We start from the raw sequence: 21,717 nt of genomic DNA, 5'->3' as shown, positions 1-21,717 counted from the left end.
GGGCCGGAGCGGCCGCAACGCAGATTCAACCGACGCGGTTCGCCACCAGATCGTCCACCACCACGGGGTCGGCCAGCGTGCTGGTGTCGCCCAGGGTGGACACGTCGCCTTCGGCGATCTTGCGCAGGATTCGGCGCATGATCTTGCCCGAGCGCGTCTTGGGAAGGCCGGGCGCGAACTGGATCGCATCGGGCGTCGCGATCGGACCGATCTCGGTGCGCACCCAATCGCGCAATTCCTTGCGGAGTGCGTCCGACTGCTCGACGCCGCTGTTGAGCGTGACATAGGCATAGATGCCCTGCCCCTTGATATCGTGCGGCATGCCTACGACCGCGGCCTCGGCCACCTTGGGGTGGAGCACCAGCGCACTTTCCACTTCCGCGGTGCCCATCCGATGCCCCGAGACATTTATAACGTCGTCCACACGGCCGGTGATCCAGTAATAGCCGTCCTCGTCGCGGCGGCATCCGTCGCCAGTGAAATATTTGCCGGGATAGGTGCTGAAATAGGTCTGGAAGAAGCGCGCATGATCGCCCCAGACGGTGCGCATCTGCCCCGGCCAGCTGCGCGCGATGCACAAATTTCCTTCGGTCGCCCCGTGCAGCACATTGCCCTCGGCATCGACGATCTGCGGATCGACCCCCGGAAGCGGCAGCGTCGCCGATCCAGGCTTGAGCGCAGTCGCGCCGGGCAGCGGGGTGATCATCTGCCCGCCTGTCTCTGTCTGCCACCAGGTATCGACGATCGGACAGCGGCCCTCGCCGACCACTTCGTGATACCAGCGCCATGCCTCCGGATTGATCGGCTCGCCCACCGTCCCCAGCAGTTTCAGCGACTTGCGCGACGTGGCGGTCACATAGCCATCGCCTTCACGCATCAGCGCGCGCAGCGCCGTGGGCGCGGTGTAGAGTATCTCGACCTTGTGCCGATCGATCACCTGCCAGATGCGGCTGGCGTCGGGCCAATTGGGCACCCCTTCGTACATCAGGGTCGTGCCGCCGTTCGCGAGCGGGCCATAGACGATATAGCTGTGCCCCGTGACCCAGCCGATATCCGCCGCGCACCAATAGACCTGGCCCGGCCGGTAATCGAAAACCAGCTCGTGCGTATAGCTCGCCCAGAGCAGATAGCCGCCGGACGAATGGAGCACGCCCTTGGGCTTTCCCGTAGAGCCCGAGGTGTAGAGGATGAAGAGCGGGTCCTCCGCCCCCATCGGCTCGGGCGGGCATTCGGCCGAAACCTGCGCGGCGGCCTCGTGATACCAGACGTCGCGGCCGGGCTGCATCGCAATGTCGCCGCCCGTGGCCTTCACCACGATGACGTTCTGGAGCGCGGGCGCATGCCTCGCCGCCACATCGACATTCCCCTTGAGCGGGACTTTCTTGCCCCCGCGCCGGCCTTCGTCGGCGGTCACCACGACCGCACTGTCGCAATCGGTGATCCTTCCGGCCAGCGCCTCCGGCGAGAATCCGCCGAACACCACCGAATGGATCGCCCCGATCCTGGCGCAGGCGAGCAAGGCGAACGCCGCCTCCGGGATCATCGGCATGTATATCGTAACGCGGTCGCCCTTTCGGACGCCCTCGCCCTTCAGCACATTTGCGAAGCGGCAGACTTCTTGGTGTAGCTGGCGATAGGTGTAGCTGCGTGGGGCCTCCGAAGGTTCATCGGGCTCCCACAGGATGGCGACGGCATCGCCACGCTTCGCCAGATGCCGATCGACGCAATTCGCCGAAACGTTGAGCTTGCCGTCCCTGAACCAGCTGATGTGGAAATCGCTCTCGTCGAACGACCAGTCCCCAGCGAGTTCGGGCCGCTTGATCCAGTCGAGGCGCTTTGCCGCATCGAGCCAGAAAGTGCCCGGATCGGCCAGGCTGCGGCCGTGAAGCTTCTCATATCCGGCCGCGTCCACGCGCGCCTTGCGCGCCCATTCTTCAGGAACGGGATAGACGCTGTCGGTCATGAAGCTCTCCTTGCTTGCCCTTGATAGAAGGCGCGGGACGCACCGCGCAAGCAAGGGCCGCGACAAACTGCGACAATGTTTTGCTGGAACCGAATCGCTCGCGAAACCATGTAGGCCGCATGGCCTCTCGCCCCTTTCCCTTCGCGCTTGTACTTGCGATCCCCCTTGCCGCCTGCTCGTCCGGGCCGGATTATCGTCCGCACGCCGTGAGCGAGCTGGGCGTGCCGGAGAATTACTCGGTAGCCGCAAACAGCCAGGCGCGGGAGGATGTGACGCAATGGTGGGTCAAGTTCGACGATCCGCAGCTCGCAAGCCTGGTTGATCGCACGCGCGCCGCAAACCTCGATATCGCCCAAGCCGTAATCCGCCTTCGCCAGGCGCGCGAGTCGCTCGTCCAGTCTCGCGCCAGCCTGCTTCCTACGATCGGCGCGGGCGCAGGCTATTCGCGCGGCGTGGCCATTACGGGCGGGGGCGGAGGATCGAACGACAATTTCTCGATCGGGGGCGATGTCAGCTACCAGGCCGACTTGTTCGGGGGCGTGCGCAGGGGCGTCGAGGCGGCGCGCGCAGGCTACGAATCCACCGGCTATAATTACGCCGCCGTGCTCATCTCGGTCCAGGCCGAGACGGCGCGCAACTATGTGCTCGCGCGGCGAGCCCAGGCTGATCTGGCGAATGCGCGTGAGGCATTGGCGATCCAGGACGAGAATCTCGAAATCGCAGGCTTCCGCGTCCAGGCCGGGCTCGTCTCTTCGCTCGACGCCGAACAGGCGCGCGCCAGCCGGGCGCAGACCGCGGCGTCAATTCCCTCGCTCGAAGCTAGCTATAACAGCTTCGTTTCGCGGCTCGGCGTGCTGACGGGCCAGGCCCCCGGCGCGCTCAAGGCGGAACTGGAAGTTATCAAGCCAATTCCTCGCGGTCCCGCGAGCGTCGCCACGGGAATCCCCGCGGAAACGCTGCGCCAGCGCCCCGACGTTCGCGCCGCCGAGCGCAATCTCGCCGCGGCAACCGCGCAGATCGGCATAGCCACCGCGCAGCTTTATCCTTCGCTTTCGATCGGCGGCAGCCTCGACGGCGGAGGCGGGGCGCTTTCGACGATCTTCAACGCGGTCAGCGGGCGGCTGTTCGCCAACATCGCCCAGACGATCTTCGATGGCGGCCGCACGCGCAGCCAGATCCGCTCGGCCCAAGCCGGCGCAGACGGCGCGTTCCTGACCTACAAGCAGACCGTGCTCGGCGCGCTCGAGGAAATCGAAAATGCGATCGTCGCATTGCAAGCCGCCCAGCGCCGGGAGACCGAGTTCCGCATCGCGCTCGACGCCGCCAACAACCAGACATTGCTCGCGCGGCTGCAATATCGTTCGGGCCTCACCGATTTCACTACCCTCAACCAGGCCGAAAGCAGCCTGCTCTCTGCCCGCAACGGCATTTCACAGGCGCAAGCCGACCAGGCTACCGCGCTGATTCAGCTCTATCTGGCATTGGGCGGCGGCTGGGACAGCAGCGTCACGCCTCAAGCCCCGGAACAGGCCCGCACCGATGGCAACTGACACCAAGAAGCTCGACGACTTTCTCGGCACCCCCGCGCTGCCCTGGTGGCGGCGCTATTTGAAATGGGTGCTCATCGGCTTGGGCGTCGTGCTGCTGCTCCTGCTTGGCTGGCGCATGTTCGGTGCATCGGACGAAGTCCGCTATTCGACCGCGGAAGTGGAGCGCGGCAATCTCGCGGTCACGGTTTCCGCGACGGGCAAGCTCGCGCCGACCAATCAGGTGACCGTCGGCTCCGAGCTTTCAGGCCTGGTCGAAAGCGTGACCGCCGACGTCAACGATCGCGTCGTGAAGGGGCAGCCGATCGCCTTGCTCGATACGTCGCGGCTCGACGATGCGATCGCGCAGAGCGTCGCTGCGTTGAATGCACAACAGGCGCAGGTCTCGCAGGCCGCGGCGACGGTCCAGGAATCGCAGACGCAGCTCGCGCGGCTCGAGGAAGTCTATCGCCTGTCGGGCGGACGCGTCCCCGCCAAGGTCGAGATGGAACAGGCCCGCGCTGCGGTCGCCCGCGCGGTCGCGGCCCGGCGCGCCGCCCAGGCCAATGTCGCCTCCGCCCGCGCCGCGCTCTCTTCGAACCAGACCCAGCGCTACAAGGCGGTCATCCGCTCGCCGGTCAACGGCGTGGTCCTCGCGCGCCAGATCGAGCCGGGCCAGACCGTCGCAGCCTCGTTCAGCGCGCCGACCCTGTTCGTGATCGCCGAGGATCTCTCCGCGATGGAGCTACAGGTTTCGATCGACGAAGCCGATGTCGGATCGGTCCAGCAGGGGCAGACCGCGAGTTTCACGGTCGACGCCTTTCCCGGCAAGACCTTCCCCGCGACGATCACGCGCGTCGATCTCGGCTCCAACCTGACCGCGACGGCCGCGACCGCTAGTAGCACCAGCGCGACGGCGACCCAGGTTGTGTCCTACGCGGCGACGCTCAGCGTCTCGAATACCGATCAACAACTAAGGCCCGGCATGACCGCGACCGCGGAGATCACTACCCAGGCCAAGCCCAATGTGCTGCTCGTGCCCAATGCGGCGCTTCGCTTCACGCCGGCAGCGGCGGGCGGCGGCGGCAACAGCGGCATCGCCGGCGCGCTCGTGCCTCGCGGCGGACGGCGCGGCAATCAGAACACGAAGACCGCCACGGTCGGCCGCGGCGCAACGCAGACCGTTTATATCCAAGGAGCCGACGGCAAGCCCCAGCCTGTGGAAGTCACCACCGGCGATACCAATGGCACCGTCACCGAAGTCACCGGCGGCAAGCTGAAGCCGGGCGACAAGGTGATCACCGGCCAGCTCTCCGCCAACAGCGGCGGTCAACGCTCGGGACAACGCCGCCAGGGCGGTGGCGGCCAGAGCGGCGGCGGCCAAGGCGGAGGTCAGCGTGGCGGCCAGTGAGTCGCCCCTGATCCAGCTGCGGAACGTCACCAAGGTCTATGGCGAAGGCGCAACGCAATTCCAGGCGCTGAAGGGGATTGATCTCGATATCCAGGCCGGCGATTTCGTCGCGGTGATGGGACCTTCCGGATCGGGCAAGTCGACGACGATGAACATCCTCGGCTGCCTCGACGTGCCTTCGGCGGGCGAGTTCCGGTTCAAGGGCGTACATGTCGAGCAGCTCGGTCGCGATCAGCGCGCGCTGCTGCGCCGCAAATATCTCGGCTTCGTGTTCCAGGGCTTCAACTTGCTCGCGCGGACTTCGGCGCTCGAAAATGTCGAGCTGCCTCTCGTCTATCGCGGCGACGGCAAGGCGGCTCGGCGCGAAACGGCGATGGCCGCGCTGGAAAAGGTCGGGCTCGACAGATGGTGGGATCACACGCCCGCCGAATTGTCCGGCGGCCAGCAGCAGCGCGTCGCGATTGCCCGCGCGATCGTGACCAACCCGGACGTGCTGCTCGCGGACGAACCCACGGGCAATCTCGACAGCGAGCGCTCGATCGAAATCATGGAATTGCTCACCGACCTCAACAAGACGGGCAATATCACTGTGTTGATGGTCACGCACGAGCCCGACATGGCCGCCTTCGCGCGCACGCTCGTCCATTTCAAGGACGGGCTGGTCGAGCGGATCGAGCATAAGAGCAGGACTGCGGCCTGATGTTCGGCACTACCTTCCTCCTCGCCGTCCGCTCGATCCTGCGCCACAAATTGCGCTCGATCCTGACGGCGCTGGGCATCATTATCGGCGTCGCGGCGGTGGTTACGATGGTCACGCTCGGCAAGGCTACCACCGCTGCGGTCCAGCAGCAGATATCGTCGCTGGGCACCAACATCCTCCAGGTCCGCCCAGGCCAGGGCTTCGGGCGCGGCGGCGGGGGGCCACGCCCGTCCGATTTCGAGGAAGACGATGTCGAGGCCGTGCGCGAGCAGATCGCGGGCGTGCTCGCGGTCGCCCCGCAGGCCCAGTCCACCGCGACGGTGATCTATAACGGCGCGAACTGGTCGACGACTATCAACGGCACCACGATGGATTTCTTCCGCGTCCAGCCCTGGCCGCTGTCGAGCGGCCGTATCTGGAACCGCACCGAGGAACTGGCGGGCAAGGCCGTCTGCATCATCGGCAATACGGTGCGCACCAATCTCTTCCGCGGCGGCGAGGCGGTGGGCGAGCGGCTGCGCGTCAACGGCGTCTCCTGCGACGTGATCGGCGTGCTCACTGCGCGCGGACAGGCGGGCTTCGGGGGCGATCAGGATGATGTGATCATCATGCCGATCAAGCAGGTCCAGCGCCGCTTCAGCGGCAACCGCGACATTCGTTTGATGCTCGTCGGCACCGATCCCGATTTCGACAGCGCGCAGGTCCAGGCCGGCATCACCGATCTGCTGCGCGAACGGCGCAATATCTCCGGCGGCAAGCAGGACGATTTCAACATCTTCGACACCGCGCAAATCAGCGCGACCCTGACGGGCACGACGACCTTGCTTACCCAGATCGTCGCTGCGGTTGCCGGGATCAGCCTGATCGTCGGGGGGATCGGGATCATGAACATCATGCTGGTATCGGTCACCGAGCGTACCCGCGAGATCGGCATCCGCCTGGCGATCGGCGCGGTGGCGAGCGAAGTGCTGATGCAGTTCCTGGTCGAGGCGGTCGTGCTGTCGATGCTCGGCGGCGTCATAGGACTGTTGCTCGCGCAGCTTGCCGTGGGGCTGATGTCGTATCTGGGCGGCCTGCCCTTCCTCTTCGACTTGCAGATCAACCTGATCGCCTTCGCCATATCGGCGGTGATCGGGATCGTCTTCGGCTATTTCCCGGCGAAGCGCGCCGCGAGCCTCAACCCGATCGACGCGCTGCGGCACGAATAGCGGTCATTTGCCGTCCGTCCGCAGCCCATAGAGCGCGCGCAATTCCTCCAGGTCCTCGCGGGTATCGATATCGACGAGTTCGGCCGGCGTGGTCACCACATGGCGCCCGCGCGTGATCAACTCGCGCGCGCCTTCGTCGCCATGCAGACCGAGCAGCGCTTCGAAATGCGCCTTGCCGAACAAGGCCGGGGGCATCGGCCACTCGCCGTCGCTTGAGGCGACGATCGTGTCCGGGCCATGTGCCGCGTCGAACAGCCGCAGGATATGCGCCGCCGTGACTCGCGGCATATCGGCCAGCGCCACGAGCACATAATCGCAGCCCAACTCCTGCGCGCGCGCGACGCCGTGGCTCAGCGAGCGCCCCTGGCCAAGCGACGGATCGCGGTTCTCGACCACATCGTAGCCGAGCGCGGCGAAATCGAGCCGCGTGTCGGAAACCACTGCAATGCGAGCGCCAAACGGAATATTCTCCAGCGCAGTGGCGACATGATAAGCCAGCGGCTTGCCCAGGAAGGGCTCGCTCAATTTGTCGCCCTCGAAGCGCAGCGAGCGCCCTGCGGCAAGCAGCACGAGGGCGACTTGCTCAGGCTCAAGCATGAAAGTGCTTCACCATCGAAGCCGCGATAGACAGCCCTATCTCCGCGGGGCCGATCGCGCCGAGATCCAGTCCTGCCGGCCCCTCGATCCGCGCCACATCCGCTTGCGAAAAGCCAGCCGCCGCCAGCCGCTCGAGCCGAGCCGCGTGACTGCGTCGCGAGCCGAGCGCGGCGACATAGCCTGTGGGCGCGGCCAGCGCCACGGCAAGCGCCGCATCGTCGATCTTGGGATCGTGGCTGAGCGTCACCACGGCCGTGGCGCGATCCGGCCTCAGCGCCGCGATCGCTTCATCGGGCCAACGATCGTCGAGCATCACTCCAGGGAAGCGTTCGGAGGTCAAGAATCTCCCGCGCGGATCGATTACGGTGCACGAAATGCCCAGCTCGCGCGCAAGCCCCGCAAGCGTCTGGGCGATCTGCACCGCGCCGACGATCAGCAGCCGCCGCGGCGGATCGTAGCGGTTGACGAACTCGCCGTCGCCCAGCGCACTTAGTCCGGAAGCCAGATCGGTGCCGACTTCGATCGGCTCCCCCGCATCCCGCGCCCGCTGGATCGCCTCGAACAATTCCGGGGGAAAGCCATGGCCCGACACCGGCTGCACCAGCACCGCGATTTCGCCGCCGCATGGCAGCCCGACTTCCCACGCCGCGGCATCGGCGACCCCGTAAGTTCTGACCAGCGCGGGTGCGCCCGCGATCACTTCGGCGGCGGTCGCGAGAATGTCGGTCTCGACGCACCCGCCCGATACCGACCCCTCGAAGCGCCCATCGCCATGCACGATCATGTGGCTGCCGCGCGGGCGGGGCGCGGAACCCCAGGTCGAGACCACCGTCGCCAGCGCCATGGGCGCGCCCCGCCAGGCGCGCGCGGCGGCGATCACGCTATCGTTTTCGGCCACGCTTCGCCTCGCTCCCGTCACACATTTCCGCTATCGACTAGCGCGTGATGCGCAGGGTGGCGAGATCGTTGATTATGGCGGCATGGCTGACGGCGGGGGGCTGCGCGACGGCGGATCGCGGCATCGATACCGGACCATTGATCATCGCGCATCGCGGTGCGAGCGGCGAGCGGCCCGAGCATACGCTCACCGCTTACGATCTCGCGATCCGGCAAGGCGCCGATTATATCGAGCCCGATCTGGTGCCTACCAAGGACGGGCATCTCGTGGTGCGCCACGAAAGCAATATCGTCGAGACCACCGATATCGCGAAGCATCCCGAATTCGCTTCGCGCCGCACGACCAGGACGATCGACGGCGTGACCGAGACAGGCTGGTTCACCGAGGATTTCACCCTCGCCGAACTCAAGACGCTGCGCGCGATCGAACGGCTGCCCCAGCTTCGCCCAGCCAACATGCGGTTCAACGGTCAGGACGAGATCCCGACGCTCGACGAGGTCATCGCGCTCGCCAAGCGCTCCAGCGTGGAGACGGGACACACTATCGGCATCTATCCCGAGACCAAGCACCCGACCTATTTCGCCAGCCTCGGCCTGCCGATCGAGCCGGCTCTGCTCCGCGCGTTGAAGGCCGCGGGCTGGGACCGGGCCGATGCGCCGGTGTTCATCCAGTCCTTCGAAGTAAACAATCTGAAGGCCCTGGCGAAGCAGACGCAGGTGCGGCTGATCCAGTTGATCAAGCCGGCGACAGCGCCCGCCGACGGCTCCTATGCCAGTTATCGCGAAATGACCGCGCCTGCCGCGCTTCGGGACATCGCCGCGTATGCGCATGGCATCGGCCCCGAACTTGGCCTGATCCTCGGCGCCGATGGCAAGGCCACGACATTGGTTACGGACGCGCACGCCGCGGGGCTCAAGGTCCATCCCTGGACCTTTCGCGCGGAGAATGTGTTCCTCCCTACGAACTACCGGACCGGCACCAATCCCGTGGAGCATGGCAGGCTGCTCGAAGCGATGCAGTTCTTCATCGGCCTGGGCATCGATGGTTTGTTCACCGATTATCCCTATATCGGATCCCAGGCGCGCGCCTCGGCTCTCCGAGCGCCCGCAAAGTGAGGGCTGAAATGCGCAAGATACTGATTCCGTTGATCGTGGCCCTGCCCCTGCTTTCCGGCGGCTGCATCGCCAAGACGATCGTCGACGTCGTCACGCTGCCGGTCAAGGTCGGCAGCCAGGCTGCGGACTGGGCGACCACGAGCCAGGAAGAGTCCGACCGCAATTACGGCCGCGAGATGCGCAAGAAGGAAGCCGCGGAGGGCAAGGAAATGAAGCGCCAGGCCGAGGAAGAATCGCTGCGCGAGGCCGAGCTGAAGGAAAAGCAAAAGAACGACCGCAAGCGCAAAAGGCGCGACGACAATCGGTGAGCCTGTTCTCCTGCGAAAGCAGAAGCCCAGGAACCGCTCGCCGCTCTAGACTCCTGCTTTCGCAGGAGAACTTGAATTTCCTAAAACCTTAGCCACTGCGCGTAAAGTCTCTGGCTTCATCTGCACGAACAAATGGCCGCTGTGAATCTCGATCGCGCGGGCATCAGAACCCTCCTCCTCGCGGCAGATCAGCCCGTTGACCAGACCGTCGCTGCGGCTCCAGATCGCCGTGGCGGGGACAGGGAGCGGGCGCGCGGCCTCTTCGAGCCTCGCCGCCACGGCGGCATCGCCGATCCTCTCACCGGTCAGCAGCTCGAACGGGCGCCAGACATTGGTGGCGGTCGGCGGGCCGGCAAAGGGCGAGCTGATCGTGATGACTTCGCGCACCAGTTCCGGGCGCCGATGCGCCGCGAGCCGCGCCATGATCCCGCCCAGCGAGACTCCGATCAGCGTAACCTTCTCACCCGTCTCGGCGTGGATCTCCTCGATGCGGGCGATCAGCCTTTCATTGTCGGCGCCCACGGTGCGCACACCGAAATTGCGCTGCAGCCCCCAGCCATAAGCGCGGTAGCCGAGCTTGTGGAGCAACGCCCGCAGCGCGAAGTTCGAGCGGTCCGAATTGAACAGTCCCGGCAGCACCAGCACCGGTCTGCCGTCCCCCGCGGGCAAGCCCGAGGCCCATCCGCCGAGGCCGAGGCGGACGATCGTCCAAGCCGCACGCGGCCATTCCAGCGCCATCGCCAGCCTTGGCGGCGGATCGTCTCGCGTGCGCGGCACCGGCAGCATGTTCAAAGCCTCATTTCATCCCAAGCACTTGCCATGCTATGCCACGCCGCATGGCCGATGACACGCATGTGCTGGATCGCCCGCCCGAAGGCGCGGCGCCCGACTGGACGATCCCGCAGGACTGGCAGGGCTATACGCCCGAGGAACATGCCACCTGGGACGTACTGTTCGCGCGCCAGGCGAAACTGCTCCCCGGCCGCGCGTCGAAAGCCTATCTGAACGGTCTGGATGCACTGCGCCTGTCGGACGGCGGCATCCCCAATTTCGAGGAGCTGAGCGAGCGGCTGATGAAGCTGACCGGCTGGCAGGTGGTCGCCGTGCCGGGGCTGGTGCCCGACGATGTGTTCTTCGATCACATGGCCAATCGCCGCTTCGTCGCCGGCAACTTCATCCGCCGTCCGGATCAGCTCGATTACATCCAGGAGCCCGACGTCTTTCACGACGTGTTCGGACATGTGCCGATGCTCGCCGACCCGGTGTTCGCCGATTATCTCGAAGCCTATGGCCGCGGGGGCAACCGCGCGCTCGAACTGGGCGCGCTCAAGCAACTCGGCCGGCTATACTGGTACACGGTGGAGTTCGGGTTGATCGAGGAAGAGGGCGACCTGCGCATCTATGGATCGGGCATCGTTTCAAGCTTCGCCGAGAGCGTGTTCGCGCTCGAGGATCGCAGCCCCAACCGCATCGGCTTCGATCTCAGGCGCGTGATGCGCACCGAATACCGGATCGACGATTTCCAGCAGAATTATTTCGTCATCCCGAGCTTCGACGAGCTGCTGCGCGTGACGATCGAAACCGATTTCGCGCCGCTCTATCGCGAAATCCTCGCCCAGCCCGACATCCCCATCGCCGCAATCCTCCCCGGCGACCGCGTGATCACGCGCGGGACCCAGGAATATGCGGCGTCACGGAAATGAGACTTAATCCATTCGCCCGCGTGCATCACACCCAGCACAATGACGAACCAGAACTGACGCTTGCACGATCGCTGGAGGATATGAGCGCAAAGACCGCGCTGCACAACGAAACCTGGCGCATGGATAGGGCCATATGGGCGGCGGACCTTGATCTCGGATTCATCACATTCACCAACGAACGCAAATGGATCATCACCGCACCCGTGCAGGTGATCGGTACTTTCAACAGTGAAGACAATTCCTGGCTTTGGGGCTGGGATCACCCCTCGATACCCGCACCGCTGGCGAGCACGCGCAGCGCGCACGGGATTTCGGCGAGAAGTATCGCCTGGAGCGCTATACGACTCGCAAGATCGTATCCAGCGAGTCGGAGGCTTGGCATTTCACGGCACTCGCTAGCTATCTCGCTGGAGCGCAAGGTGGCTATCGCGGACCCAGCGGAAGCACCTTCGTGTTCATGACCTTCGGAGATGTCACTATCACGAAGCCTTGAGCGCAGATCGCGCGCCTTGGCGCGGGTGCGGCGGCCAATTCAAATCGCATTCTCGGCAGTGACTACGGAAGCAGAAAAATGGCGAGATCAGGCCTATTTCTCGCCATGCCCCTCGGCGAGATATTCGTCCGAGCGCATTTCCATCAGCCGGCTGACCGTCCGGTCGAATTCGAAGCGGCCGTCGCCGGTTTCGTAGAGATGCTCGGGCTGCGCATCGGCGGCCGCGAGCAGCTTCACGCGATGCTCGTACAGCGCGTCGATCAATGTGACGAAGCGCGCCGCCTCGTTGCGATTCTCCGGGCCGAGCTTGGGCACGCCGACCAGGATGATCGTGTGGAAGCGGCGCGCGATCGCCAGATAGTCCGCAGCGCCGCGCGCATCGCCGCATAGTCGCTTGAACGAGAATACCGCGACGCCCTTCAGGCATTTGGGCACATGGATTTCACGCGCGCCCTGCACTGCCAGGTCGCACGCCGGCACATGGGCGCGATCCTCGGGCGGGTAATCGGTCAGGCGGAAAAATGCGCCGGAAAGCTGCACGGTCGCCTCCGGTCCATTGGGCACCAGCCAAGTCTCCATGCTGCCCAACCGATCGAGCCGGTAATCGACCGGCCCGTTCAGCGGGAGCACGTCCATCCGCGTTTCGATCAGCGCGATGAAGGGCAGGAACAGCTGCCGGTTGAGCCCGTCCTTGTAGAGATCGCCCGGCACCCGGTTCGACGTGGCGACGATGGTCAGCCCGTGGCGCATCATCTCGGTGAACAGGCGCGAGAGGATCATCGCATCCGCGGGATTGTTGACCACCATCTCGTCGAACGCGAGCAGGCGGATATCCTCGGCCAGCCCCTCGGCCACCGCTATCACGGGATCCCGCGTGTCCCTCTTGCGCTCCTCGTTGAGCAGCGCATGCACTTCGAGCATGAATTCATGGAAATGGACGCGGCGCTTGCGGCGGATCTCCAGGCAATCGAAGAACAAGTCCATCAGCATGGACTTGCCCCGCCCGACTCCACCCCACAGATAGATTCCGCGCGGTGGTTCGGGAGCGCGGCCCAGGGCGCGCCACAGGATGCTGCCTTTCTTGGGCACCGCTTCAAGGTGCGAGGCGAGGATGTTGAGGTGAAGCGCGGCGGCCTCCTGCTCGGCATCGGGCTTGAGCTCCCCCGCCGCGACTAGCGCGCGGTAACGCTCCAGAACCCCGCTCATTCCCAACCGCCCTTAAACCCGCTCATGCTGAGCTTGTCGAAGCACCCTTCGACAAGCTCAGGGCGAGCGGTGGAAAAAAATGTCACGAGCCCGGCTTGCGAACCGTGCCGGAGAAGCTGGCGATCGTCGCCTCGCCTTGCACGATCAGCCCGCGCATGAAGAGGAAGCGCCGCGTCTGGCGCAACAATTCGACGCGCGCTTCGACTGCGCCGGCCGATACCGGAGCGCCCGCGATGAACTGGGCGGAAAGATCCAGCGTCGCGGCAGTGCCCGCGGTCAGCACGCCATAGCTGCGACCCGCCGCGAAGAGCGCCATGTCCATGAAGCCGAGCAGCGCCCCGCCATGCACGTCGCCCCGCAGGTTCGAATGCGCATGCTGCGGCGTAAAGCGGACGCGGGCGAGGCCGTCCGCCACCAGAACCGAAAATGGCCCGAACAGGCTGTTGAACCGAGTCGTGTCGCTCAGCGACCAGCGCTTCCAGCCTGAAAGCTCGGGATCGTCCTCGTAAACGAAGCGATGCTGCCCCGCCTGGCCGGAGTCGCCTTCGGTCAAAGCGTGCGCTCGGCTTCCATCTTCTTGATCTCGGCGATCGCCTTGGCCGGGTTGAGCCCCTTGGGGCAGACGTTCGCGCAGTTCATGATCGTGTGGCAGCGATAGAGGCGGAATGGGTCCTCGAGCTGGTCCAGCCGCTCGCCCGTCATTTCGTCGCGGCTGTCGGCGAGCCAGCGATACGCCTGGAGCAGGATCGCGGGTCCCAGGAACTTGTCGCTGTTCCACCAATAGCTCGGGCACGAAGTGGAGCAGCAGGCGCACAGGATGCACTCGTAAAGGCCATCGAGCTTGTCGCGCTGCTCGGGCGTCTGCAGCCGTTCCTTGCCGGAGGGCGTCGAGGTGACCGTCTGCAGCCAGGGCTTGATCGAGCTGTATTGCGCATAGAAGTGCGTGAAATCGGGAACCAGGTCCTTGATCACGTCCATGTGCGGCAGCGGCGTAATGCGGATATCGCCCTTGATGTCCTCAATCGCGGTGGTGCAGGCCAGGCCGTTGCGGCCGTCCATGTTCATCGAGCAGGAGCCGCAAATCCCCTCGCGGCACGAGCGGCGGAAGGTCAACGAGGCGTCGGTCTCGGACTTGATCTTGATCAGCGCGTCGAGCACCATGGGCCCGCATTGATCGAGGTCGACCTCGAACTTGTCGTAGCGCGGATTTTCGCCGGCATCGGGATCGTAGCGGTAGATCTTGAAGGTCTTGACGCGCTTGGCGCCCGGCGCCGCCTTGTGCTCCCTGGCCTTCCCGTTGATCTTGCTGTTCTTGGGCAGGAGAAATTCGGCCATCACGCGTTCCTTGTGCTGGGCGCGCGATAGCCAATCGGCGCGGGCGGCTCAACACCTATGACGCGTCTCAGATAACGTCGAGCACCAGCCCCTGCGCGCGGGCTTCCTCGGCCTCGATGTACCAATTGGCCGGGGCCCGCTGGCAGAGGTCTTCGAACGACACGCATGACCCGGCGACGATGTCGCGAAAGCCTTCTTCCTCGATGCGCACCGATTCCTCGATCTCGTGCAGGGAAGCCTTCAACCCCGCCACGCAGCTCTTGAGCGGGCCGGAGAGTTCGATCGTCTTGGTGATGCTGCGCTCATGCACCATGATCCGCGTGCCGCGCGTCAGGAAACGCTTGTCGACCGGAAAGCTCGCCATGAAGGTCGCCCCCGCGGAATAGACCGCGACCTTGCCAAGGAAAATCATCTCTCGCCCGGTATATTCGCGGATCAGGCGCAGTTCGTCGCCCATCAGCCGGGCGACTTCGGGATCCCCGCCGAGCGTAGAGACCGCCACGACCAGCGGCCCGTCCACCGGTGCGGCGGTGAGCTGAGCGCGGAAGCTCTGGTACATGTCATGGTCGACCGGACCCGACAGGTGAATGTGGGGCGTGCTGAGCAGCGGATAGAGCGGGGCGCGGCTTTCAGGCGCGCGCGGAACGGGCGCCACAGCGGGCGCGGGCATTTCGGTCGGTTCGGTCATGGCGTGCGAAACCGTCGCCGGCGGCGCAGGTTCCAAGGGAATCGATGCGGGCAGCGGCACAAAGCTTCGTGTCGACGCTAGTTCGCGCTGCTTCTCTTCGCGCCGGACCAGCATCCGGCGCACGACGAACGAGAAACCGAAAGTGATCAGCACGCCCAGGATTATCTGGACGAGGCGGTTCTTGAAGCCGCCGGGGAGCACCTTCTCCACGGCGGCGGGGATCTGGTGCTCCAGATCGCCGGGAATCAGCCGCTCGAGCAGCGTCTCTTGCCGCTCGGCCAAGCTATCCGCCCTTCAGCGCGTCGGTAGCCGGGCGGCCGACAGGCTCAGTCGCGGTCTTGGGCATCCGCGCTTCCAGGGGCGCGAGCCAGGTCGAGACCTTCGCGCCGATGCTCACCTGCGGATTCGAAGGCTGAAGACGCGCGCTGCCCTCCCATTCGCCGATCAACGCACGCGCCTCTTCCGATGCCTTGTCGAGCGTCTGCGCCTTTCGCAGCCCGCGATTGATCATTGCATCCCCGAAAAACGTCCAGTCATTCTCCGCCAGGCAGCCGAACGAAGGCCGATCCGAGGAAGCCGCGGTGAACAGGGCCGTGGTGTCGCTGGACAGCGCCGGTACGAAGATCCCCGAATAACAGGCTGAGAGGATCAGCACGCGATTCTTGATGCCCAGTTCGTCCAGCAGCCCCGCCAGCCGCTCGGGCGCGAGTATGCCATAGCCCTGGTTGCCGTCATGATAGGCGATGCCGACCTTGGCGCCGTGGCTGGTCGTGTAAAGGACGAGCACGTCCTGTTCCTTGTCCATCAGCTCAGCGACGCGGGCCAGGCCCAGCGTGAGGCTGGTCAGGCTGCCATTGGGAAGCGTGCTCGGACCCTTGCCGTCGCTGCCGCCCAGCACGAGCGTGCGGCCCACGGCATCGTAGCGGCGGCCGAGCACCTTGCCGGCCTCGCGCGCTTCGCGGCCGAACACCGGATCGCTGTCGAGCGCGACCGCGACCACATAGGCATCGACCACGCTTTTGCGCTGAGACGCCAATGCGGCGAGCGCCTTCGTGAGGCGCCGATTGTCCTCCAGCATCCACTTGGCGGTGCGGCCGCGCTGGAGTTCGGGGCCGGAAGCCAGGCCTTCGACTGGCCCCTGTCCCGAAACGATGCCGGGCCATTTGGCGGACTTGTCTGCCGGCGGGACCTGCGCCGCGGCGGGCGCGGTGACGAGAAGCGCGAAAAGCGAAGCGAACAGGTAACGCATGGTCGGAAAGCCCCCGGCGATTTGGTTAACGCCAGTCTCGCGGGTGCGGGGGCGGAGTCAAGTTGGTACTGCGCGGCTCAGTCCGCCTCCGGGACGAGAAAGGTTATAACCTTGTGCTTACATTGCCGCGCGACTATGTTGTCCACGAAGGAGCGAGCGATGCAAACCGCACTGCGCAAGATGGGAAATTCGACCGGCATGATCGTGCCTCGTGCATTGTTGGCCGAGATGGGAGTGAGCGCGGGAACCGCCTTTGAACTGAAGGTGGAGGACGGCAAGCTCGTCGGGTCTCCCATCCGGCGAGTGCGCGAAGGCTGGGAAACGGATGCCGCCCAGGTCGGGAGCGAACCGTTGACTGAAGACGAGCGGGATTGGATAGCTTTCGGCAACGAAGCCGACGACGAACTGCGTTGGTAACGCGCGGCGAGATTTGGCTCTGCGCGCTCGATTCGACGGTCGGTCGCGAGATCAAAAAGACGCGGCCTTGTCTGATTGTTTCCCCCGACGAAATGAACCGGGGCCTCTCGACGTTGATCGTCGCGCCGCTAACCAGTGGCAGTCGCCTGACCCGCTTCCGCATTCCAGTCCGTTTCAGGGATGGCGATGGCCTGATACTGCCAGATCAAATGCGCACGATAGACCGCGCCCGGTTGGTAAAGAATGTGGGGCGAGTCGATGCCGAAACGCTGCGCGCGACGATGGAAGTTCTAAACGAGATGTTCGCGGTGTGAAGTGATCGTCGCGTGCAACTTGACACATTACGATTTGTGGCTAGATTAGTGCCGTGCAGATAGACAGCATCCGGCACAAGGCGCTTCGGCAGTTTGTGGAGACCGGCAAGCCGAAGGGCTTGAAGGCCAACGTGGCCGATCGTCTGCGCAAGATGATCGCCTTCCTGGTTGCGATCGACACTGTGGAGGAACTGTCTACGCCGCCCAATTGGGGTGCGCATCCGCTCACGGGCGATCGGGCGGGTTGCTGGTCGCTTACCGTTACGAAGAACTGGCGCCTGACGTTTAGGCTGACCGACGAACTGACCGTCGCCGATTTGGATTTGGAGGATTATCACTGATGGCCATCACCATTTCGTCCACCTTCGCCATCCATCCCGGCGACTGGCTCCGCACCGAAATAGTCGAGGCGCACGGCCTGAACGTGACCGATGCCGCGAGGCACCTTGGCGTGACGCGTCAGGCGATGAGCGCGTTGCTCAATGGCCGCGCTGGGCTATCCGCCGATATGGCGATCCGGTTCGAGAAGGCATTTGGCGTGAAGGCGGATACGATGCTTCGCATGCAGACGGCGCATGAACTGGCGCAAGCTCGGGCGCATGCGGATGAGATTCGCGTGGAGCGGTTCAGGGACGCCGCTTGAGCGTGATTACTTAGTGCTATGCTTCCGAAATCCGTTTCGAACCCAAATAAATGTTCCAAACAGAACGATCAACGCCGCAGGAATCCCTCCACCAACCATTGCTGCAAAATCTCTACGTTCGCTTTGGTCAATGACTTCTTGGATGGCTTCGGCGGCACCATAATCGCGCAACAGCGTCCTAGAGAGTTCGCCCATATCGGGGCCACGAGCTTCCCCGGAAGATGGATCGAGCACACGTTTATATATCCCGTCAGCGCGAATTTGAGCGCTTTTGGCGCGAGAATATGACTCAATAAAAGTCCACGACCAAAAAATTGTCCACGGCAAAACCGTCACTAAGGCAAGTCTCAACCAACCTGAGTCAAGGTTGCTAGCCCGCCAAAATTTCACTCAATAAACCCGCTTCTTCGGCTTGATATATTCGATCGCATCCGTGAGCGTGTAATCATGCACCGGGCGGTAATCGATTGCAGTCGATCCGCCCTTGCCGCCCCAGCCCTCGAACGTCGCCACCGTGTGTTTCATCCATTCGTCGTCGTGACGATCGGGGAAGTCCTCGTGCATATGCGCGCCGCGCGATTCCTTGCGGTTGGCGGCGCATTCCATGGTCACCACGGCCTGGCTGATGAGATTGTCGAGCTCGAGCGTCTCGACCAGGTCGGTGTTCCAGATCAGCGAGCGGTCGGTCACGCCGACATCCTCGAAGCTGCGATAGACCTGGCCGATCTTCTCGACGCCCTCGGCCAGCAAGGCGCTGTCGCGGAAAACCGCGCAGTTGCGCTGCATCGTCCGCTGCATGTCGGCACGGATCGCCGCAGTGGGCGTGGCGCCCTTTGCATTGCGGAAATGATCGAGGCGCGTGAGCGCATATTCCTCTGAGCCCGCCGGCAGCGCATTATGGGGCGTGCCGGGCTTCAGGATTTCCTTGAGGCGCAGGCCGGTTGCGCGCCCGAACACGACGAGGTCGATCAGCGAGTTCGACCCCAGGCGGTTGGCGCCGTGGACCGAGACGCAGGCCGCTTCGCCTATCGCGAACAGGCCGGGGACCACGGCATCCGGATTACCATCCTTATTATGGACGACCTCGCCGTGATAATTGGTCGGGATGCCGCCCATATTATAATGGACGGTCGGGACGACCGGCAGCGGCTGGCGAGTCAAATCGACGCCGGCGAAGACCTTGCCGGTCTCGGTGATGCCGGGCAGGCGTTCGTGCAGGATCTTGGGATCGATGTGGTTCAAGTGAAGGAAGATATGGTCCTTCTCCTTGCCGACGCCGCGCCCCTCGCGCATCTCCATCGCCATCGAGCGTGAGACCACATCGCGCGAGGCAAGGTCTTTCGCCGACGGAGCATAGCGCTCCATGAAGCGCTCGCCCTCTGAGTTGGTCAGGTAACCGCCTTCGCCGCGCGCGCCCTCGGTGATCAGCACGCCGGCGCCATAGATGCCGGTCGGGTGGAACTGGACGAACTCCATGTCCTGCAGCGCGATGCCCGCGCGCAGGGCCATGCCGTTGCCGTCGCCGGTGCAGGTGTGCGCCGAAGTCGCGGACTGATAGATGCGCCCGCCGCCACCCGTTGCCAGCACGACCGCATGGCTGCGGAAACGATGGATCGAGCCGTCTTCCATGCAGAGCGCGATCACGCCGCGGCACTGACCATTTTCCATGATCAGATCGAGCGCAAAATATTCCACATAGAAGTCGGCGTCGTACTTCAGGCTCTGCTGATAGAGCGAATGGAGCATCGCATGGCCGGTGCGGTCCGCCGCGGCGCAGGTGCGCTGCACGGGAGGGCCTTCGCCCATATTCTGCATGTGGCCGCCAAACGGGCGCTGGTAGATCGTGCCATCCTCGTTGCGGCTGAATGGCACGCCGGCATGTTCCAGCTCGTACACCGCCTGAGGCGCTTCACGGACCATATATTCGATTGCGTCCTGGTCGCCGAGCCAGTCGGAGCCCTTGACCGTGTCGTACATGTGCCACGACCAGTGATCGGGCGAATTATTGCCCAGGCTCGCCGCGATGCCGCCCTGCGCCGCCACCGTATGGCTGCGCGTCGGAAACACCTTGGTGATGCACGCGGTTTTCAGGCCCGCTTCGGCGCAGCCCATCGTGGCGCGCAGCCCCGATCCGCCCGCGCCGACTATGACGGCGTCATAGGTGTGATCGATAATCTTGTAGGCGGCCGTGGCCATCAGATCGCTCCGGCAGTGAACGCGGTCTTGAGGATCGCGAAAATCGCAGTAGTCGCGGCGGCCAGCGTGAAGAAATTCAGCGCGACCAAAGCGACCACGCGGGTCTCGTCATGCTGATAATCCTCGATCACGACCTGGAGCCCCAGGCGGAAATGATAGAAGGTCGAGACGACCAGCAGGATCAGCGGCACCGCCACAAAGGTCTGGCCCGCCCAGGCATGGACCGTCTCCCAATCATAGCCTGGCAGCAGCGCGATGCTGAGCACGAACCAGAGCACGAGGATCAGGTTCGATCCCGCGGTGAGCCGCTGGTGCCACCAGTGATGCGTGCCCTCATGCGACGAGCCCAGCCCGCGCACGCGGCCGATTGCGGTTCCGTCACCCATTGCTCTTCTCCACGATCCAGACCCAGAAGGCCGCGGTGGCGAGCACCGAGAAAACGAAGGTCGCAAGCGCAGTGCGCTTGTTGCCCTTGAGCTCCAGATTGGCTCCCGCGTCGAGGAACAAATGCCGCACGCCCGAGGCCATGTGCTGGAAGAACGCCCAGCTGAGGCCGACGCCAATGATCCAGCCCAGGATGTTCAGCTTGCCCGAGTTCAACGTGAAGACGTCCAGGAAGCCGGCATAGGCCGACGGGCCGGTCGCCATTGCAACCAGCCAACAGACGAACAGCAGCGTGCCGATCGTGGCCATCCCGGTGCCGGTTGCGCGGTGGACGATCGAGGCAGTCATCCCCGGGCCCCATTTCCATATCGAGAGATGGGGAGAAAGCGGGCGCGCTTCGTTGCGGACATTGGCCAAATGGCGTTCCTTTCGGGTCGTTGCCGCCTCCTTAGTCCGGCGCTCGGGGGATGCAAGCCGGATGCTTCGCCGGAGCTATTGGCTAACTCCCTCTTAACCACTTCAGCGCATAGCTTTCGTCAAAGGATCGGGCCGCATGGCTGCCCGCGCGAAGGGGACTTTCCGTGACGATTGCCGCATCCAACACCAGCCTTCCAGCGCCGGGCACGATGACTGCCCGCATCGATGTGCGCTCGCGCCTGCGCATCTTCGATTTCGAAGGTTCGCTGATCGCGTCGAGCCGCGAAGTCTGGGACGCGCTCCAGCCCGAGATCGAAGCCGTCTCGAGCGCCTATTGGCAGCAATGGCTGCGCTGTTTCGCCGACGAGCGCAGCTGGGCGACGGACGACACCGCAAAGATGGTCGAATTGGGCGCAGCGTTCCTGAAGAACCGCTTTCTGGACACCGCCGGCACCGCCTGGATCCAATCGATCGAGCGCTCGGTCGCCGCGGCTTATGCCGCCGAAGTTCCTCCGATGGCGCTTCTTTCGATGATCAGCGCAAGCGACCGCGCCGCGCTGGAAGTGCTGATGCGCCGGGTCGGGCCGGAGAACCCACGCCTGCCGGCGCTGATCGACACGCTGATGCGCCTCTCGGCGCTCGAGGGGGACATCACCGTCGAGCTCTACAACATGTATCGCGAATATAGCGCCCAGGGATCGCGCGACCGGCTTGCCGCCGACTTCCGCGATTCGATCGGCGCCACTGTCGAGCGCGCATCGCGCGAAGGCGATGCGCTGCGCGTCCAGGCAGTGCATACCTCTGCTTCGGCGCGCGGGATGCTCGGCAAGGCGAGCGAAGTCGCGGCGGCAGCCGAGCAATCGGCAGTGGCGATGCGCGAGGCGGCGCAGACTGCCGCGGGGCTCATTCGCGCGATCGAGGATGCGCGGATGGAAGTCGAAGCCGC

The 21,717-nt window shown here is 64.5% G+C and carries 24 protein-coding genes and 2 pseudogenes; 13 read left to right on the top strand and 13 right to left on the bottom strand.

Going from position 1 to position 21,717, the window contains the following annotated elements; all coding sequences use genetic code 11:
- Positions 1-25: 25 nt before the first annotated feature.
- A complete protein-coding gene (gene acs, locus VF617_RS06435; RefSeq protein ID WP_331014047.1) occupies positions 26-1,963 on the bottom strand; it encodes an acetate--CoA ligase in 1,938 nt (645 codons plus the stop codon).
- A 119-nt stretch (positions 1,964-2,082) separates the two neighbouring features.
- Here acs and VF617_RS06430 point away from each other — a divergent pair, with 119 nt between their 5' ends.
- The 4 genes from VF617_RS06430 to VF617_RS06415 are packed head-to-tail and all read left to right on the top strand — an operon-like array spanning position 2,083 to position 6,808.
- A complete protein-coding gene (locus VF617_RS06430) occupies positions 2,083-3,513 on the top strand; it encodes an efflux transporter outer membrane subunit (protein ID WP_331014046.1) in 1,431 nt (476 codons plus the stop codon).
- Positions 3,503-4,900, top strand: coding sequence for an efflux RND transporter periplasmic adaptor subunit (locus VF617_RS06425; protein ID WP_331014045.1), 1,398 nt, complete (start codon positions 3,503-3,505; stop codon positions 4,898-4,900). Before VF617_RS06430 ends, VF617_RS06425 begins: the two co-directional genes overlap by 11 nt.
- Positions 4,887-5,600 (top strand): ABC transporter ATP-binding protein, encoded by a 714-nt coding sequence (locus tag VF617_RS06420; protein ID WP_331014044.1) that lies wholly within the window; start codon positions 4,887-4,889, stop codon positions 5,598-5,600. Before VF617_RS06425 ends, VF617_RS06420 begins: the two co-directional genes overlap by 14 nt.
- Positions 5,600-6,808 carry an ABC transporter permease gene (locus VF617_RS06415; protein WP_331014043.1) on the top strand — a complete coding sequence of 403 codons (1,209 nt, stop codon included), beginning with the start codon at positions 5,600-5,602 and terminating at the stop codon, positions 6,806-6,808. Before VF617_RS06420 ends, VF617_RS06415 begins: the two co-directional genes overlap by 1 nt.
- 3 nt (positions 6,809-6,811) lie before the next feature.
- Here the strand turns inward: VF617_RS06415 and VF617_RS06410 are convergent, their stop codons facing one another.
- Both VF617_RS06410 and VF617_RS06405 read right to left on the bottom strand, forming a co-directional pair.
- Complete coding sequence (locus VF617_RS06410; RefSeq protein WP_331014042.1) at positions 6,812-7,405, bottom strand: nucleotidyltransferase family protein; 594 nt, start codon at positions 7,403-7,405, stop codon at positions 6,812-6,814.
- The gene (locus VF617_RS06405; RefSeq protein WP_331014041.1) at positions 7,398-8,303 is read right to left on the bottom strand and encodes an XdhC family protein; all 906 of its coding nucleotides are present in this window, start codon (positions 8,301-8,303) and stop codon (positions 7,398-7,400) included. The genes VF617_RS06410 and VF617_RS06405 overlap by 8 nt, the downstream gene beginning before the upstream one ends.
- A 74-nt stretch (positions 8,304-8,377) precedes the next feature.
- Between VF617_RS06405 and VF617_RS06400 the strand changes: the two genes are divergently transcribed.
- Both VF617_RS06400 and VF617_RS06395 read left to right on the top strand, forming a co-directional pair.
- The gene (locus tag VF617_RS06400; RefSeq protein ID WP_331014040.1) at positions 8,378-9,418 is read left to right on the top strand and encodes a glycerophosphodiester phosphodiesterase; all 1,041 of its coding nucleotides are present in this window, start codon (positions 8,378-8,380) and stop codon (positions 9,416-9,418) included.
- 8 nt (positions 9,419-9,426) lie between these two features.
- Positions 9,427-9,726, top strand: coding sequence for a hypothetical protein (locus VF617_RS06395; RefSeq protein ID WP_331014039.1), 300 nt, complete (start codon positions 9,427-9,429; stop codon positions 9,724-9,726).
- Positions 9,727-9,771: 45 nt separating this feature from the next.
- On the opposite strand, the gene VF617_RS06390 is transcribed toward VF617_RS06395, so the two are convergent.
- Positions 9,772-10,512, bottom strand: coding sequence for an esterase/lipase family protein (locus VF617_RS06390; protein ID WP_331014070.1), 741 nt, complete (start codon positions 10,510-10,512; stop codon positions 9,772-9,774).
- Positions 10,513-10,562: 50 nt separating this feature from the next.
- On the opposite strand from VF617_RS06390, the gene phhA reads away from it, so the two are divergent.
- The gene (gene phhA / locus VF617_RS06385; protein WP_331014038.1) at positions 10,563-11,429 is read left to right on the top strand and encodes a phenylalanine 4-monooxygenase; all 867 of its coding nucleotides are present in this window, start codon (positions 10,563-10,565) and stop codon (positions 11,427-11,429) included.
- A pseudogene (locus tag VF617_RS06380) lies at positions 11,426-11,922 on the top strand (DUF6882 domain-containing protein). Before phhA ends, VF617_RS06380 begins: the two are co-directional and overlap by 4 nt.
- A 93-nt stretch (positions 11,923-12,015) precedes the next feature.
- Here VF617_RS06380 and zapE read toward each other — a convergent pair.
- The 5 genes from zapE to VF617_RS06355 all read right to left on the bottom strand — a co-directional run bounded on the left by zapE (position 12,016) and on the right by VF617_RS06355 (position 16,400).
- Positions 12,016-13,128 carry a cell division protein ZapE gene (zapE, locus tag VF617_RS06375; RefSeq protein WP_331014036.1) on the bottom strand — a complete coding sequence of 371 codons (1,113 nt, stop codon included), beginning with the start codon at positions 13,126-13,128 and terminating at the stop codon, positions 12,016-12,018.
- An 82-nt stretch (positions 13,129-13,210) separates the two neighbouring features.
- Complete coding sequence (locus VF617_RS06370) at positions 13,211-13,681, bottom strand: PaaI family thioesterase (RefSeq protein WP_331014035.1); 471 nt, start codon at positions 13,679-13,681, stop codon at positions 13,211-13,213.
- Positions 13,678-14,463 carry a succinate dehydrogenase iron-sulfur subunit gene (locus VF617_RS06365; RefSeq protein WP_331014034.1) on the bottom strand — a complete coding sequence of 262 codons (786 nt, stop codon included), beginning with the start codon at positions 14,461-14,463 and terminating at the stop codon, positions 13,678-13,680. Before VF617_RS06365 ends, VF617_RS06370 begins: the two co-directional genes overlap by 4 nt.
- Positions 14,464-14,530: 67 nt before the next feature.
- Entirely contained in the window at positions 14,531-15,133 is a 603-nt protein-coding gene (locus tag VF617_RS06360) for an ATP-dependent Clp protease proteolytic subunit (RefSeq protein ID WP_331014069.1), read from the bottom strand.
- A 301-nt stretch (positions 15,134-15,434) separates the two neighbouring features.
- Positions 15,435-16,400 carry a C13 family peptidase gene (locus tag VF617_RS06355; protein WP_331014033.1) on the bottom strand — a complete coding sequence of 322 codons (966 nt, stop codon included), beginning with the start codon at positions 16,398-16,400 and terminating at the stop codon, positions 15,435-15,437.
- Between the two features lie 159 nt (positions 16,401-16,559).
- On the opposite strand from VF617_RS06355, the gene VF617_RS06350 reads away from it, so the two are divergent.
- From VF617_RS06350 to VF617_RS06335, 4 genes are read left to right on the top strand one after another with little or no spacing between them, the layout of a single operon-like run.
- Positions 16,560-16,817 (top strand): hypothetical protein, encoded by a 258-nt coding sequence (locus VF617_RS06350; protein WP_331014032.1) that lies wholly within the window; start codon positions 16,560-16,562, stop codon positions 16,815-16,817.
- Complete coding sequence (locus VF617_RS06345; protein ID WP_331014031.1) at positions 16,772-17,131, top strand: type II toxin-antitoxin system PemK/MazF family toxin; 360 nt, start codon at positions 16,772-16,774, stop codon at positions 17,129-17,131. The genes VF617_RS06350 and VF617_RS06345 overlap by 46 nt, the downstream gene beginning before the upstream one ends.
- 53 nt (positions 17,132-17,184) lie before the next feature.
- The gene (locus VF617_RS06340; protein ID WP_331014030.1) at positions 17,185-17,472 is read left to right on the top strand and encodes a type II toxin-antitoxin system RelE/ParE family toxin; all 288 of its coding nucleotides are present in this window, start codon (positions 17,185-17,187) and stop codon (positions 17,470-17,472) included.
- On the top strand, positions 17,472-17,774 hold the full coding sequence (locus VF617_RS06335; RefSeq protein ID WP_331014029.1) for a HigA family addiction module antitoxin: 303 nt from the start codon (positions 17,472-17,474) through the stop codon (positions 17,772-17,774). Before VF617_RS06340 ends, VF617_RS06335 begins: the two co-directional genes overlap by 1 nt.
- A gap of 6 nt (positions 17,775-17,780) precedes the next feature.
- Here VF617_RS06335 and VF617_RS06330 read toward each other — a convergent pair whose 3' ends face one another.
- From VF617_RS06330 to sdhC, 4 genes are read right to left on the bottom strand one after another with little or no spacing between them, the layout of a single operon-like run.
- A complete protein-coding gene (locus VF617_RS06330) occupies positions 17,781-18,110 on the bottom strand; it encodes a hypothetical protein (RefSeq protein WP_331014028.1) in 330 nt (109 codons plus the stop codon).
- Positions 18,111-18,164: 54 nt separating this feature from the next.
- Entirely contained in the window at positions 18,165-19,970 is a 1,806-nt protein-coding gene (sdhA, locus tag VF617_RS06325; protein WP_331014027.1) for a succinate dehydrogenase flavoprotein subunit, read from the bottom strand.
- Positions 19,970-20,356 carry a succinate dehydrogenase, hydrophobic membrane anchor protein gene (sdhD, locus tag VF617_RS06320; RefSeq protein ID WP_331014026.1) on the bottom strand — a complete coding sequence of 129 codons (387 nt, stop codon included), beginning with the start codon at positions 20,354-20,356 and terminating at the stop codon, positions 19,970-19,972. The genes sdhA and sdhD overlap by 1 nt, the downstream gene beginning before the upstream one ends.
- Complete coding sequence (gene sdhC / locus VF617_RS06315; RefSeq protein WP_331014025.1) at positions 20,349-20,771, bottom strand: succinate dehydrogenase, cytochrome b556 subunit; 423 nt, start codon at positions 20,769-20,771, stop codon at positions 20,349-20,351. The genes sdhD and sdhC overlap by 8 nt, the downstream gene beginning before the upstream one ends.
- A 164-nt stretch (positions 20,772-20,935) precedes the next feature.
- Here sdhC and VF617_RS06310 point away from each other — a divergent pair.
- Positions 20,936-21,717: pseudogene (locus tag VF617_RS06310) on the top strand (chemotaxis protein); the annotation flags it as partial.

Source organism: Sphingomonas sp., assembly GCF_036388215.1.
Classification (GTDB): Bacteria; Pseudomonadota; Alphaproteobacteria; order Sphingomonadales; family Sphingomonadaceae; genus Sphingomonas.
The sequence above is the reverse complement of the archived record's forward strand: the minus strand, read 5'-3'. Positions and strand labels throughout refer to the sequence as shown.

Bases quoted from the DNA above. Each gene is read 5' to 3' on its own strand.
- acs (WP_331014047.1), bottom strand. From the start codon at position 1,963: ATGACCGACAGCGTCTATCCCGTTCCTGAAGAATGGGCGCGCAAGGCG.
- VF617_RS06430 (WP_331014046.1), top strand. From the start codon at position 2,083: ATGGCCTCTCGCCCCTTTCCCTTCGCGCTTGTACTTGCGATCCCCCTT.
- VF617_RS06425 (WP_331014045.1), top strand. From the start codon at position 3,503: ATGGCAACTGACACCAAGAAGCTCGACGACTTTCTCGGCACCCCCGCG.
- VF617_RS06415 (WP_331014043.1), top strand. From the start codon at position 5,600: ATGTTCGGCACTACCTTCCTCCTCGCCGTCCGCTCGATCCTGCGCCAC.
- VF617_RS06410 (WP_331014042.1), bottom strand. From the start codon at position 7,405: ATGCTTGAGCCTGAGCAAGTCGCCCTCGTGCTGCTTGCCGCAGGGCGC.
- VF617_RS06400 (WP_331014040.1), top strand. From the start codon at position 8,378: ATGGCGGCATGGCTGACGGCGGGGGGCTGCGCGACGGCGGATCGCGGC.
- VF617_RS06395 (WP_331014039.1), top strand. From the start codon at position 9,427: ATGCGCAAGATACTGATTCCGTTGATCGTGGCCCTGCCCCTGCTTTCC.
- VF617_RS06390 (WP_331014070.1), bottom strand. From the start codon at position 10,512: ATGCTGCCGGTGCCGCGCACGCGAGACGATCCGCCGCCAAGGCTGGCG.
- phhA (WP_331014038.1), top strand. From the start codon at position 10,563: ATGGCCGATGACACGCATGTGCTGGATCGCCCGCCCGAAGGCGCGGCG.
- zapE (WP_331014036.1), bottom strand. From the start codon at position 13,128: ATGAGCGGGGTTCTGGAGCGTTACCGCGCGCTAGTCGCGGCGGGGGAG.
- VF617_RS06365 (WP_331014034.1), bottom strand. From the start codon at position 14,463: ATGGCCGAATTTCTCCTGCCCAAGAACAGCAAGATCAACGGGAAGGCC.
- VF617_RS06360 (WP_331014069.1), bottom strand. From the start codon at position 15,133: ATGCCCGCGCCCGCTGTGGCGCCCGTTCCGCGCGCGCCTGAAAGCCGC.
- VF617_RS06355 (WP_331014033.1), bottom strand. From the start codon at position 16,400: ATGCGTTACCTGTTCGCTTCGCTTTTCGCGCTTCTCGTCACCGCGCCC.
- VF617_RS06350 (WP_331014032.1), top strand. From the start codon at position 16,560: ATGCAAACCGCACTGCGCAAGATGGGAAATTCGACCGGCATGATCGTG.
- VF617_RS06335 (WP_331014029.1), top strand. From the start codon at position 17,472: ATGGCCATCACCATTTCGTCCACCTTCGCCATCCATCCCGGCGACTGG.
- sdhA (WP_331014027.1), bottom strand. From the start codon at position 19,970: ATGGCCACGGCCGCCTACAAGATTATCGATCACACCTATGACGCCGTC.
- sdhD (WP_331014026.1), bottom strand. From the start codon at position 20,356: ATGGGTGACGGAACCGCAATCGGCCGCGTGCGCGGGCTGGGCTCGTCG.